The sequence below is a fragment of the Pantoea phosphatilytica genome (assembly GCF_051025615.1).
Lineage (GTDB): Bacteria > Pseudomonadota > Gammaproteobacteria > Enterobacterales > Enterobacteriaceae > Pantoea.
Genome location: NZ_JBPFDF010000002.1, coordinates 1 through 12,759 on the forward strand (window position 1 = coordinate 1; position 12,759 = coordinate 12,759).

Genomic DNA, 12,759 nt, shown 5'->3' on the forward strand with positions numbered 1-12,759 from the left:
TGACTTAACAGACCGCCTGCGTGCGCTTTACGCCCAGTAATTCCGATTAACGCTTGCACCCTCCGTATTACCGCGGCTGCTGGCACGGAGTTAGCCGGTGCTTCTTCTGCGGGTAACGTCAATCGGCGCGGTTATTAACCGCACCGCCTTCCTCCCCGCTGAAAGTACTTTACAACCCGAAGGCCTTCTTCATACACGCGGCATGGCTGCATCAGGCTTGCGCCCATTGTGCAATATTCCCCACTGCTGCCTCCCGTAGGAGTCTGGACCGTGTCTCAGTTCCAGTGTGGCTGGTCATCCTCTCAGACCAGCTAGGGATCGTCGCCTAGGTGGGCCATTACCCCGCCTACTAGCTAATCCCATCTGGGTTCATCCGATAGTGAGAGGCCCGAAGGTCCCCCTCTTTGGTCTTGCGACGTTATGCGGTATTAGCCACCGTTTCCAGTGGTTATCCCCCTCTATCGGGCAGATCCCCAGACATTACTCACCCGTCCGCCACTCGTCACCCGAGAGCAAGCTCTCTGTGCTACCGTCCGACTTGCATGTGTTAGGCCTGCCGCCAGCGTTCAATCTGAGCCATGATCAAACTCTTCAATTTAAAGTTTGATTTGCTGCAACGAGTGCAGCGATGCTCATCTGTAAAACGTCATAATGAATTTCATTATGTGTTCACTCGTGAGGCTTTGATATTTTTTTGCGTCCGGAGACGCTGATATCAATCCTGCGAGTGCCCACACAGATTGTCTGATAAATTGTTAAAGAGCAGTGCGAACAGTGCGTTAGCGTCCTGTCGCGAGGTGGCGTATATTACGCTTTCCTCCTTCAGAGTCAACCTCTTTTTTTCAGAAGTTTTCTCCGGCGGCGCAATCTCCTGTGCCTTCAACGCGCTTCCCGTTGCCGGTGTGCCGTGTTGATGGAGGCGCATTATAGGGAACGGTTCAGATAGCGCAAGTGCAAATTGAGACTTTTTTTCTGTTCGCCTGAAATTTGCACAAAAGCGCCGTTTTACCCCTTTTTAATGCGCGCCGGCAGCTCTGCCAGACTGTTTAACACCCAATCTGCTGCAGCTTCTCCTTGGGCCGTCACCGGCTTCCCACTGCGCACCAGCACTTTTGTTCCGACACCAGCGGCCTGCCCTGCCAGCATATCTTCCAGCTTGTCGCCCACCATATAAGAAGCAGCCATATCAATGTTCAGCTCTTCCTGTGCCATCAGCAGCATGCCCGGCTGAGGTTTGCGGCAGTCACACGCCTGACGAAACTCTTCAACTGTTGCGTCGGGATGATGAGGACAGAAATAGATGCCATCGAGATCCACGTCGCGATCGGCCAGCGACCAGTCCATCCATTCCGTCAGCTGCATAAAGGTATCTTCGGTAAACATACCGCGGGCAATGCCAGACTGGTTGGTGACCACCACCAGCGCATAGCCCATGGCTTTCAGCTGTTGCAGCGCTTCAATCGTGCCATCAATAAACTGAAAGTTGTCGATCTCATGGACGTAGCCATTGTCGACATTAAGGGTGCCATCACGATCAAGAAAAATAGCGGGGACTTTATTCGCCACGTAGAAACTCCTGCTGTAGATAATGCCGATCAGTATCGCATGATTGCGATAAAAGGGAGAATGCCAGATTGTATCACTTCGATTGATTTAGACGTCTGGATGCCTTAACATCCATTCAGCTTTATATCGACTAAAAGCGACGAGGTTTCCCACACCACGGACCACGCAACACGATAATAAATAACACAATGATTAAACTAGAAAATATCACCAAGGTCTTCCAGCAGGGCACGCGAACCATAGCGGCATTAAATGATGTCAGCCTGCATGTGCCTGCCGGACAAATTTATGGCGTCATCGGGGCTTCCGGTGCCGGTAAAAGTACGCTGATCCGCTGCGTTAACCTGCTGGAGCGCCCGACCTCGGGCCGTGTACTGGTTGACGGCACCGATCTCACGGCGCTGAATGAGCGTCAGCTCACCCAGGCGCGTCGTCAGATTGGCATGATCTTTCAGCACTTCAACCTGATGAACTCCCGTACCGTTGCGGGTAACGTCTCTCTGCCCCTGGAGCTCGGCAATCTCTCCCGCACGCAGATCAACGCCCGCGTTGCTGAGCTGCTGGAACTGGTGGGATTGTCAGATAAGCATGATGCCTGGCCCGCCAACCTGTCGGGCGGACAGAAGCAGCGTGTTGCCATTGCCCGTGCGCTGGCGAGCAACCCTAAAGTCCTGCTGTGTGATGAAGCCACCAGCGCGCTGGACCCGGCAACCACCCGCTCTATCCTGGAGTTACTGAAAGACATTAACCGTCGTCTGGGGCTGACCATTCTGCTGATCACCCATGAGATGGATGTGGTGAAACGCATCTGCGATCAGGTTGCGGTCATCAGCCAGGGTGAACTGATTGAGAAAGACAGCGTCAGCGAGGTCTTCTCTCACCCTAAAACGCCGCTGGCGCAGCAGTTTATTCAGTCCACGCTGCATCTGGATATCCCGGACGATTATCAGCAGCGTTTGTCGGCCACCGCCGCTGACGGCACCGTGCCGTTGCTGCGACTGGAGTTCACCGGTAAATCGGTCGATGCTCCCCTGCTTTCCGAAGCGGCCCGCCGTTATAACGTTAACAACAACATTATCAGTGCCCAGATGGATTACGCCGGTGGCGTGAAGTTCGGCATTATGCTGGCCGAGATGCACGGTACAGAAAGCGATATCAGCGAGGCCATCGCCTGGCTGCAGGAGAATCATGTGAAAGTAGAGGTGTTAGGTTATGTCTGAAGCGATGATGTGGTTGCTGGGACGGGGCGTGTGGGAAACGCTGATGATGACCTTCGTCTCAGGCTTTTTCGGTTTTGTTCTGGGTCTGCCGGTCGGCGTTCTGCTCTATGTTACCCGTCCGGGACAGATTCTGCAGAATCAGGGACTTTACCGCGTGCTCTCCGCGCTGGTGAACATCTTCCGCTCCATTCCTTTCATTATCTTACTGGTCTGGATGATCCCCTTTACGCGCGTCATTGTGGGCACCTCAATCGGACTGCAGGCGGCCATCGTGCCCTTGACCGTCGGTGCCGCGCCCTTTATCGCGCGTATGGTGGAAAATGCCCTGCTGGAACTGCCTACCGGACTGATTGAGGCGTCACGCGCCATGGGCGCCACGCCGATTCAGATCATCCGCAAAGTCCTGCTGCCGGAAGCGATGCCGGGCCTGGTGAATGCGGCGACCATTACCCTGATTACCCTGGTTGGTTACTCCGCCATGGGTGGCGCGGTCGGAGCCGGTGGTCTGGGCCAGATCGGTTATCAGTATGGTTATATCGGATATAACGCGACCGTGATGAATACAGTATTGGTGTTGTTAGTGGTTTTGGTGTATCTCATTCAGTTCTGTGGCGACCGCATCGTGCGTGCTGTGTCCCATAAGTAAGCCAGCAATATCACATTATTAAGGAAAGGATATGTCTTTCAGATTTAAAAAAATTGCCGCTGTGGGTGCCCTGATTGGCGCGATTGCGCTGGCAGGATGCGATCAAAAAGAGAAAGATCCTAACCATATTAAAGTCGGCGTAATTGTCGGCGCTGAGCAGCAGGTTGCTGAAGCGGCGCAGAAAGTCGCCAAAGATAAATATGGTCTGGACGTTGAGCTGGTGACCTTCAACGACTATGTATTGCCGAACGAAGCGCTGAGCAAAGGCGACATCGACGTCAATGCCTTCCAGCATAAGCCTTATCTGGATCAGCAGATCAAGGATCGAGGCTATAAGCTGGTTTCAGTGGGTAACTCCTTCGTTTACCCCATCGCCGGCTACTCGAAGAAGATCAAATCCCTGGATGAACTGCAGGATGGCGCACAGATCGCGATTCCCAACGATCCTACCAACCTGGGCCGTACCCTGCTGCTGCTGCAGAAAGTGGGTCTGATCAAACTGAAAGAGGGCACAGGCCTGCTGCCCACCGCGCTGGACATCACTGAGAATCCAAAGCATCTGAAAATTGTTGAGCTGGAAGCACCGCAGCTGCCACGTTCACTGGACGATCAGCAAATCGCCCTGGCGGTGATCAACACTACGTACGCCAGCCAGATTGGCCTGACGCCTTCGAAAGATGGCATCTTCGTCGAAGATAAAGATTCCCCTTACGTGAACCTGATTGTGGCGCGCGAAGATAACAAAGATGCGGAAAACGTGAAGAAATTCGTTCAGGCTTACCAGTCTGACGAAGTCAACGAAGCCGCTAACAAAGTCTTCAACGGCGGCGCCGTAAAAGGCTGGTAATTCAGCGATTCATCTCCCTGAGGGCGGCGCTATGCCGCCCTTTCTGTTACTGGCCCCCCTCCCCGACTTGTTATTTATTCGTGTCCTTGTTTCAATAACGCCACTTTTTGAAACCTGAGGATGTTGCCATGCGTTTTTTACCGCTCTGCTTGTTAGCATTGATGCTGACAGGGTGTGTTCATGAGTATCACCCGATAAGCAGCGCACCGTCCCGGCCGCAGCAGTCCAGTGAACCGGCCCGCAAACCTGCGGCACGTCCGGCCCCGGTTAAGCTCTATACCGACGCCACCGATCTGGTCAGCAAACCCTTCCGCGATCTCGGTGAAGTCTCCGCTGAAGATTGCCAGCTCAGCAACCAGAACTCGCCAGCCAATATTGCCACCGCCCGTAAACGCCTGCAGATCAAAGCATCACAGATGAAAGCGAATGCGGTGCTGCTCCATAAGTGTGAAATCGTGACCGGCACACCTGGCTGCTATCGTCAGGCGGTATGTCAGGGATCTGCACTCAAAGTCAGCAATCAATGAGTGAATTTGCCTTCGCGCAGATCGGGGTGATCCGTTCCCCCTGGAAAGAGAAGTTTGCCGTTCCGCGCCAGCCCGGTCTTGTGCAGGATGGCGTCGGCGAACTCCATCTGCAGGCCCCCTACAATCAGCCGGAGGCGGTGCGCGGGCTGGAAGATTTCAGCCATCTCTGGCTGCTGTTTGTCTTCCATCAGACGATGGCAGGCGGCTGGCGGCCGACCGTTCGCCCTCCCCGGCTGGGCGGTAATGCGCGCATGGGCGTGTTTGCCACCCGCTCAACGTTCCGTCCCAACCCTATTGGCATGTCGCTGGTCGAGCTGAAAGGGATCAGGATGGAAAAACAGCAGGTGATCCTGCAGCTGGGCAGTCTGGATCTGGTCGACGGCACCCCGGTCGTGGATATCAAGCCTTATCTGCCGTTTGCCGAAGCCGTGCCCGATGCCCGTGCGGGTTTTGCCCCGAACGCCCCGGCGGCTGACATGCCGGTTCGCTTTTCTGCCCGGGCGCAGGAGCAGCTCCAGCAGCAGTCGCGCTATCCCCATCTCGCCCGTTTTATTCGTGAGGTGCTGGCCCAGGATCCCCGTCCCGCTTATCGTCAGGGCGAAACCCTGGATCGGGAATATGCGGCCTGGCTGATGGATTTTAATGTCCGCTGGCGTGTTGATGATGCCGGTACGGAAGTGATCGCTATCGACCCGCGTTAAAACCCGCTTTTGAGCCGGTGATCTCACTGGTACACTAGCCGCCAGCAAAATTCTGTCTGTGACTTTCCGATTAACTGGAACCGTAATCAATGCGCACTACTCAATATCTGCTCTCTACTCAGAAAGAGACGCCTTCCGACGCTGAAGTGATTAGCCACCAGCTGATGCTGCGCGCCGGTATGATCCGCAAACTGGCTTCCGGCCTCTACACCTGGTTACCGACCGGGGTTCGTGTGCTGAAAAAAGTTGAAAACATCGTTCGCGAAGAGATGAACAACGCGGGCGCGGTTGAGATTTTAATGCCGGTTGTGCAGCCCGCCGACCTGTGGCAGGAGAGCGGTCGCTGGGAGGAGTATGGCCCGGAACTGTTGCGTATCGCAGATCGTCATGAGCGTCCGTTCGTGCTGGGTCCGACGCATGAAGAGGTGGTCACTGACCTGATCCGCAATGAGCTGAGCTCTTACAAGCAGCTGCCGCTCAATCTGTATCAGATCCAGACCAAATTCCGCGACGAAGTGCGTCCGCGTTTTGGTGTGATGCGCTCACGCGAATTTACGATGAAAGACGCTTACTCCTTCCACGTTTCGCAGGAATCCCTGCAGGAAACCTACGATGCGATGTACCGCGCCTACAGCCAGATCTTCAGCCGTATGGGTCTGGATTTCCGCGCCGTGCAGGCCGACACCGGCTCAATCGGCGGCAGCGCCTCGCATGAGTTCCAGGTTCTGGCCCAGAGCGGTGAAGATGATGTGATCTTCTCTACCGAGTCGGATTACGCCGCCAATATTGAGCTGGCCGAAGCCGTCGCACCCGCCGGTGAGCGTGCCGCCCCTTCGCAGGCGATGCAGCTGGTTGAGACGCCAGATGCAAAAACTATCGCAGAGCTGGTTGAGCAGTTCAGTGTGCCGGTAGAAAAGACCGTGAAGACGCTGATTGTCAAAGGTGCTGAAGAGAGCGGTCATGCGCTGGTTGCCCTGCTGGTTCGCGGCGATCATCAGCTTAACGAAATCAAAGCGGAAAAATCGGCTATCGTCGCGTCACCGCTGGTGTTCGCCACAGAAGAAGAGATCCGCGCCGCCGTGGGTGCCGGACCAGGCTCAATCGGCCCGGTAGGTCTGCAGATGCCAGTTATTGCCGACCGTACCGTGGCGAAGATGAGCGATTTCAGCGCCGGGGCTAACATCGACGGTAAGCACTACTTCGGCATTAACTGGGAGCGCGATCTGCCGATGGCCAGCGTTGCCGATATCCGCAACGTGGTTGAAGGCGATTTAAGCCCGGATGGCAAAGGCACGCTGCAGATTAAACGCGGCATTGAAGTGGGTCATATTTTCCAGCTCGGCACCAAATATTCTGACGCGCTGAAAGCCTCTGTACAGGGCGAAGATGGTCGTAACCAGGTGATGAGCATGGGTTGCTACGGCATCGGTATCACCCGCGTGGTCGCAGCCGCGATTGAGCAGAACCACGACGAGCGCGGCATCATCTGGCCAGATGCGCTGGCGCCTTTCGAGGTGGCTATCCTGCCGATGAATATGCAGAAATCGTTCCGTGTGAAAGAGCTGGCGGAAGAGCTGTACGCCACCCTGCGCGCTAAAGGCGTTGAGGTGATTCTGGATGACCGTAAAGAGCGTCCGGGCGTGATGTTCGCAGATATGGAACTGATTGGTGTGCCGCACACCATCGTCATCGGCGATCGCAATCTCGACAACCAGGAGATTGAATATAAATCCCGTCGTGGCGGCGAGAAACAGATGATCAAACAGGATGAAATCGTTACGTTCCTGCTGAAGGCGCTGAATAAGTAAGAGGTTCGCGTTAATCAGAGGCCCCGCCAGCGGGGCCTTTTTTATTGCACTTTGCCGCGCATCGCTTTGGTCGTGCTGCGACGCGCTTTGCCTTCCAGACGACGCTCTTTCGACGCGCGGGTCGGCCGCGTGGCCCGACGTGCTTTTTCGACAGTACTGAGCTCGCGGATCAGATTAACCAGACGCTGCAGCGCCGCTTCGCGATTCATCTCCTGACTGCGATACTCCTGCGCCTTGATCACCACGACGCCCTCACCGGTAATTAGATGATGGCTCGCGGAGAGCAGCCGCTCTTTATAGAAGGCGGGCAACGAAGAGGCAGCAATGTCAAAACGCAGATGGATAGCCGTGCTGGCTTTGTTAACATGTTGTCCGCCCGCACCCTGCGCGCGTATCGCCGTCAGCTCAATCTCACTGTCCGGGATTTCAACCAGACGGGACAGCATAATCATCGCTCTCCTCCCCACTGCTTCATAACATCGACCTCTGATAACCTGTTCATCAACTTAACCTTTTGTGCTTCGCTGCTTTCCACCTCAGCCTGCGGAATCCGTCACTTTATCAGTGATTCGCGCACGCTTCCTGCTTTACACGGGCTGATTTCCTTCGAATGGCTATGATATAGTCGCCAGTTAACCAGGGTATTTACGCTCTGATGAGGAGGGCCATGTGCAAAATTATTGTGAGTTAGTTCGCCGGAAATATGCCGAAATCGGCAGCGGGGATTTAGGTTACATACCGGATGCGATTGGCTGCGCATTGAAGGCGCTTAATGATATTGCCGCAAATAGTAAGCTAAACTCTTCTGTCAGGGAACAGGCGGCCTGGGCCGCTGCTAACTTATTGGTGAGCGACTATGTTGATAAATGAAGCGTACCAACCCATCAATTGCGATGATTACGATAATCTGGAGCTCGCCTGCCAGAACAACTGGATGCTGTCGCTGGAAATGAAAGATGGCGAGCAGCTGAAGGCGAAGGCCAGAGAGATCTTCTCGCGCAAGAACGTCGAATATCTCTCTATCGACCTGGCCAGTGAGCATCGTGATTTACGTCTCGACCATATCGCCAGCTTCACCCACCCCGAGCTGGGTACGGTGGTTGTCAGCGCCGAGTAATCCATGCACCTCGGGCGGGACCTTCCCGCCCGGTTAATCCCCGGGCTGTAACGAACCGTAGTACGCCGCCAGATCCGCCATATCGCTGTCGCTTAATCCCGCCACAAACGCTTTCATCACCTCCGCCTGGCCGCCACTGCGTTCGCCCTTTTTGTAGGCCTGTAGCGCCAGCTCCAGATAGGCAACATTCTGCCCGGCCAGATTCGGATAGATCGGCGCTGCGGCTTTTCCTTGTGCGCCATGACAGGCCAGGCAACTGCCCGCTTTCTCTGCGCCGCGTTGAGCGTCACCCGCCGCCCACACCGGCAGGGTGATGGCGACCAGAGAGACAATAAGCCACTGTTTCATTACGCTTCTCCTGAACCGGATGACCGATCCCACTCGACCTGCCAGCCCGGCGCATCGGTGGCCGCGCCATCCCGGGTAACGAACAGGCCCGGGGCAGCGACCAGCGTCTGATTGTAAAAAATTAATGGCAACCGGTCGCGCTGCCACGGCGGTACCTGTAACGCCTGCCACACCTTTTTCATCTCCCTGCCGCCCTGGCGTCCCGCCAGATGGATGTGGCCGCGGGCATGAAACCGCACGCTGACCTGCTCATCCGGCCGGGGAAGGCGCAACTGGCCCGCCCTCTGGCTGGCGCGCAGCGAACCGAGGTGCTGCGGTAACGTCAGCGGCTGGCTGAGATCGGGCCATGCCAGCACGCGGTCGCGCAGTGACGCCTGCAGCGGCAGCCAGTAAAGCTGCTGGCGATAACGCCGCACTTCAGCCTGACCCAGTCGCAGCCGCGGCTGGGCATCTTCCCGGCTCGCCATCACTTCCTCATGAATACGTTTCAGCGCAGCGCGGGACGGCATCACCCCGCCCTGCCCGGCGATCCAGCGGCGTAATAGCGCATTCGCCCGCGGCTCACTCATGCGCAGCAGCGGCGTAAAACAGAGACTGCCGTCTGGCTGGATTAGCCCGGAAAGCGCGTCGGCCAGCAGCTCATCCAGTAACTGCTCCTGCTCACTGCACAACGCCGCACTGCGGGCGGTGGCTTCAGCAAAATGCGGCCAGCGCTGATAGAGTGCAGGCAGCAGTTGCTGGCGCAGGAAGTTACGGTCGTAGCGGAGATCCTGATTGCTCTCATCCTCGATCCAGACCAGCTGATGCCGGTCGGCGTAGGCTTCAAGCGCCTGTCGCGACTGATTGAGCAGCGGACGCACCAGCGGATGGGCACCCAGCATGCGCACCGCAGGCATCGCCGCCAGCCCCGCCGGTCCGCTGCCACGTTTCAGCGCCAGCAGAAAGGTTTCACACTGGTCATCAAGATGCTGGGCGGTGAGTAATATCTCGCCCGGCTGCAGCGCCGCACTCAGCGCCTGATAGCGTGCAGTGCGGGCCGCCGCTTCGATGCCATTCTCGCGGCCATCCACGCTGACGCGCAGGATGTCACACGTTAGCTGCCACTCCGCACATCGCGCCTGACAGTGGGCCGCCCAGCGATCGGCATTCGGGCTTAACCCATGATGCACATGCAGTGCCCGCAGAGACGACTGAGGATGCTGCTGCTGCCAGGCGCGCAGCTGGTGCAGCAGCACGGTGGAGTCGAGTCCACCGCTGAACGCGACCACCAGTGCGGCATCGGATGGCAACAGGGCGTCAAAAGCGGGAGCAGACATAACAGAATCCAGACGATCGGGCCACCGGATGTGGCCCGCTGAGCGCGCTATTTTACGCCTGATAAAGCTCCAGCGGCAAACCGTCCGGATCGGCGAAGAATGTGCAGGGTTTGCCCGTCAGTTCGTCGATGCGGATCGGTTCGCAGATCACCCCTTTATCGGCCAGGGCTGCAACGGCGGCGGCGACATCCGGCACGGTAAAGGCCAGGTGCCGCAGCCCGCACGCTTCAGGATGCGAGACGCGGGCCGGGGGCTCAGGAAACGAGAACAGCTCAATGGTATAGCGATCCTGCAGGGCCAGATCGCCCTTCCAGGAGTCGCGCGCTTCGCGGTAATGTTCGCCCATCAGACGAAATCCCAGCACGTCACAATAGAAGGCTTTGCTGCGCGCGTAGTCGGAGGCGATGATGGCGATGTGGTGAATAGCGGTTAACTGCAACATGGTTAATATCCTGATACGGTCAGGCGGTCCGCAGACCGCCTGCCGCTGAAGGTCATCTGAGGGTTATTCGGGAATGTTTTTCAGCACACGGACGCGATATTCGCCCTCTTCTGTCAGGGTCGCGCCATGAATATCGGTTTCGAAGCCGGGATAATGTCGGCCGATGCTGCACAGCATCAGCAGAAAATCGAGCACCGCGCGGCTTTTTTCGGTGATCATCTCTCCCGGCATCACCAGCGGCACGCCCGGCGGGTAAGGCAGAATCATGTTGGCGGACACCCGGCCCACCAGCTCGCTGAGATCCACCGTTTCAATATTGCCTCTGACCTGCTGCTGGAAGGCCTGGTGAGGCGTCATCTTCATTTCAGGCAGTACATCAAACGCCTGCAGCATCAGCCGTGGCAGATCGTGATGGCGGATCAGCTGATGGATCCCCTGCGCCAGCGTCTGAATCCGCATGTTGCGATAGAAATCGGGATCTTCCGCGTAGAGATCCGGCAGCATGTTTTTGACCCGCAGATTGAGATCGTAGGCGCGCTTGAACTCGGTCAGGCCACGCAGCACGCTCATCGCCTTGGTTTTATCAATGCCGATGCTGAACAGGAACAGCAGGTTATAGGGGCCGGTCTTCTCCACCACGATGCCGCGCTCGTCGAGGAACTTCGCCACCAGCGCCGCCGGGATCCCCTCTTCCGCCATCTCTCCCAGCTCGCTCATGCCCGGCGTCAGGATCGTCACCTTGATCGGATCGAGGTACATATGATCGCGATCGGCCTGTGTGAAGCCGTGCCACGCTTCGTCGCCCGGCTGGATCGGCCAGCACTGTGCTTCATCGATCTCTTCCGGTTGCCAGATATCGAAGAACCAGCTGTCGGACTCTTCGCGCAGACGCTGGATCTCACGACGGAAGTGCAGCGCGCGCTCCACTGAGCGATTGATCAGCCGCCTGCCGGGATTGCCACGCAGCATCGCGGCGGCCGTTTCAATCGACGAGACGATGGCGTAATTGGGCGAGGTGGTGGTGTGCATCATATAGGCTTCGTTAAAGGTCTGTTCGTCGTAGTCGCCTTTAATGTGAATCAGTGAAGCCTGTGAAAACGCAGCCAGCAGTTTATGGGTGGACTGCGTTTCATAGACCACTTTGCCCGGAATACGCTCGCCGCTCATGCCGCTTTTACCGGCATAGATCGGATGAAAATTGGTGTAAGGCACCCAGGCCGAATCGAAATGAATCGACGGCACATCCAGCGTCTCTTTGATGTACTGCGTGTTATAGAGCAGCCCGTCATAGGTCGAGTTGGTGATCACCGCATGCACTGGCCAGCTGGCGCGATCGGTGGCGGCCACTTTTCCGGCGATGCTCTCACGGGTGAACTCCTGCTTCGGAATGCCACCCAGGATCCCCAGCGCATTACGGGTCGGTTTCAGCCAGATGGGGATCAGATCGCTCATCATCAGCAAGTGGGTCAGCGACTTGTGGCAGTTGCGGTCGATCAGCACCGTGCTGCCGGCAGAGGCGGCATACATCCCGACGATCTTGTTCGACGTGGAGGTGCCGTTGGTCACCATGTAGCTCTGCTCCGCACCAAAGGTGCGGGCGATATACTCTTCGGCTTCCAGATGCGGGCCGGTGTGATCCAGCAGCGAACCGAGCTCGGTGACGGAAATGGAGATGTCCGACTTCAGGGTGTTCGCCCCGAAGAAATCGTAGAACAGACAGCCAACCGGGCTCTTCTGAAAGGCGGTGCCCGCCATATGCCCCGGCGTGCAGAAGGTATACTTCCCCTCTTTCACGTAGGTGAACAGCGCCCGGGTCAGCGGTGGCGTAATGTGTTCGATGTAATCATCCGTATATTGCCGGATATGCAGCGCGATATCATCGGCGGCATTCAGCGCATATTCGAAGAAGTGCAGCGGCATACGGATCTCATTGATACTGATATCCATCTGCGAGTGGGTGTTGATAAATGCATAAAGTGGCAGGTATTCGTTGAGCTGATTGATCTCGCCGCACAGTTCCGGGCTGTTGTGCGCATCCCAGTCGAAGATAACGCCACTGATACGCGGATTGTGCTCGATCAGTTTCAGCAGGTCGTCACTGTTCTTTGGATAAAGCAGCTGGAAGCCTTGCAGATTTAACGCCGCGTCGAGTTCGCGTAACGGTTCATCTTTATAAAACACGCCGTGCGCGCCCATGATCGCCAGAATATTCAAAACCCTC

At 56.7% G+C, this 12,759-nt stretch carries 14 protein-coding genes and 1 rRNA gene; 8 read left to right on the top strand and 7 right to left on the bottom strand.

All coding sequences use genetic code 11. The features are described 5' to 3' along the window. Positions 1–598 (bottom strand): 16S ribosomal RNA (locus ACR6AS_RS10295); the annotation flags it as partial. 407 nt (positions 599–1,005) lie between these two features. Further along, the gene (gene gmhB / locus ACR6AS_RS10300; protein ID WP_111140606.1) at positions 1,006–1,566 is read right to left on the bottom strand and encodes a D-glycero-beta-D-manno-heptose 1,7-bisphosphate 7-phosphatase; all 561 of its coding nucleotides are present in this window, start codon (positions 1,564–1,566) and stop codon (positions 1,006–1,008) included. A 188-nt stretch (positions 1,567–1,754) separates the two neighbouring features. Between gmhB and metN the strand changes: the two genes are divergently transcribed. The 6 genes from metN (at position 1,755) to proS (ending at position 7,315) form a co-directional block, all read left to right on the top strand. After that, a complete protein-coding gene (gene metN / locus ACR6AS_RS10305) occupies positions 1,755–2,786 on the top strand; it encodes a methionine ABC transporter ATP-binding protein MetN (RefSeq protein WP_434162040.1) in 1,032 nt (343 codons plus the stop codon). Next, positions 2,779–3,432 (top strand): methionine ABC transporter permease MetI, encoded by a 654-nt coding sequence (locus ACR6AS_RS10310; RefSeq protein ID WP_111140604.1) that lies wholly within the window; start codon positions 2,779–2,781, stop codon positions 3,430–3,432. The genes metN and ACR6AS_RS10310 overlap by 8 nt, the downstream gene beginning before the upstream one ends. A 31-nt stretch (positions 3,433–3,463) precedes the next feature. Continuing rightward, positions 3,464–4,279 carry a MetQ/NlpA family lipoprotein gene (locus tag ACR6AS_RS10315; protein ID WP_434162044.1) on the top strand — a complete coding sequence of 272 codons (816 nt, stop codon included), beginning with the start codon at positions 3,464–3,466 and terminating at the stop codon, positions 4,277–4,279. A 128-nt stretch (positions 4,280–4,407) separates the two neighbouring features. Then, on the top strand, positions 4,408–4,806 hold the full coding sequence (gene rcsF, locus ACR6AS_RS10320) for an Rcs stress response system protein RcsF (RefSeq protein ID WP_111140602.1): 399 nt from the start codon (positions 4,408–4,410) through the stop codon (positions 4,804–4,806). Continuing rightward, positions 4,803–5,507: a tRNA (N6-threonylcarbamoyladenosine(37)-N6)-methyltransferase TrmO gene (gene tsaA / locus ACR6AS_RS10325; protein WP_111140601.1), complete on the top strand. Its 705-nt coding sequence runs from the start codon at positions 4,803–4,805 to the stop codon at positions 5,505–5,507. The genes rcsF and tsaA overlap by 4 nt, the downstream gene beginning before the upstream one ends. Positions 5,508–5,596: 89 nt before the next feature. Beyond that, positions 5,597–7,315: a proline--tRNA ligase gene (gene proS / locus ACR6AS_RS10330; RefSeq protein ID WP_111140600.1), complete on the top strand. Its 1,719-nt coding sequence runs from the start codon at positions 5,597–5,599 to the stop codon at positions 7,313–7,315. 41 nt (positions 7,316–7,356) lie between these two features. On the opposite strand, the gene arfB is transcribed toward proS, so the two are convergent. Further along, on the bottom strand, positions 7,357–7,767 hold the full coding sequence (gene arfB / locus ACR6AS_RS10335) for an alternative ribosome rescue aminoacyl-tRNA hydrolase ArfB (protein WP_111140599.1): 411 nt from the start codon (positions 7,765–7,767) through the stop codon (positions 7,357–7,359). 217 nt (positions 7,768–7,984) lie between these two features. On the opposite strand from arfB, the gene ACR6AS_RS10340 reads away from it, so the two are divergent. Together ACR6AS_RS10340 and rof are read left to right on the top strand one after the other, a co-directional pair. Then, positions 7,985–8,185: a YaeP family protein gene (locus tag ACR6AS_RS10340; RefSeq protein ID WP_434162046.1), complete on the top strand. Its 201-nt coding sequence runs from the start codon at positions 7,985–7,987 to the stop codon at positions 8,183–8,185. Then, entirely contained in the window at positions 8,172–8,432 is a 261-nt protein-coding gene (gene rof / locus ACR6AS_RS10345; protein WP_111140597.1) for a Rho-binding antiterminator, read from the top strand. The genes ACR6AS_RS10340 and rof overlap by 14 nt, the downstream gene beginning before the upstream one ends. A gap of 33 nt (positions 8,433–8,465) precedes the next feature. Here the strand turns inward: rof and ACR6AS_RS10350 are convergent, their stop codons facing one another. From ACR6AS_RS10350 to ACR6AS_RS10365, 4 genes are all read right to left on the bottom strand, one after another. Then, complete coding sequence (locus ACR6AS_RS10350; protein WP_111140596.1) at positions 8,466–8,780, bottom strand: c-type cytochrome; 315 nt, start codon at positions 8,778–8,780, stop codon at positions 8,466–8,468. After that, entirely contained in the window at positions 8,780–10,096 is a 1,317-nt protein-coding gene (gene tilS, locus ACR6AS_RS10355; RefSeq protein ID WP_434162049.1) for a tRNA lysidine(34) synthetase TilS, read from the bottom strand. The genes ACR6AS_RS10350 and tilS overlap by 1 nt, the downstream gene beginning before the upstream one ends. Positions 10,097–10,148: 52 nt before the next feature. After that, positions 10,149–10,538, bottom strand: a complete 390-nt coding sequence (locus ACR6AS_RS10360; protein WP_111140594.1) for a VOC family protein — start codon at positions 10,536–10,538, stop codon at positions 10,149–10,151. Between the two features lie 63 nt (positions 10,539–10,601). Beyond that, positions 10,602–12,752 (bottom strand): lysine decarboxylase LdcC, encoded by a 2,151-nt coding sequence (locus ACR6AS_RS10365; protein WP_434162052.1) that lies wholly within the window; start codon positions 12,750–12,752, stop codon positions 10,602–10,604. Positions 12,753–12,759 lie beyond the last annotated feature (7 nt).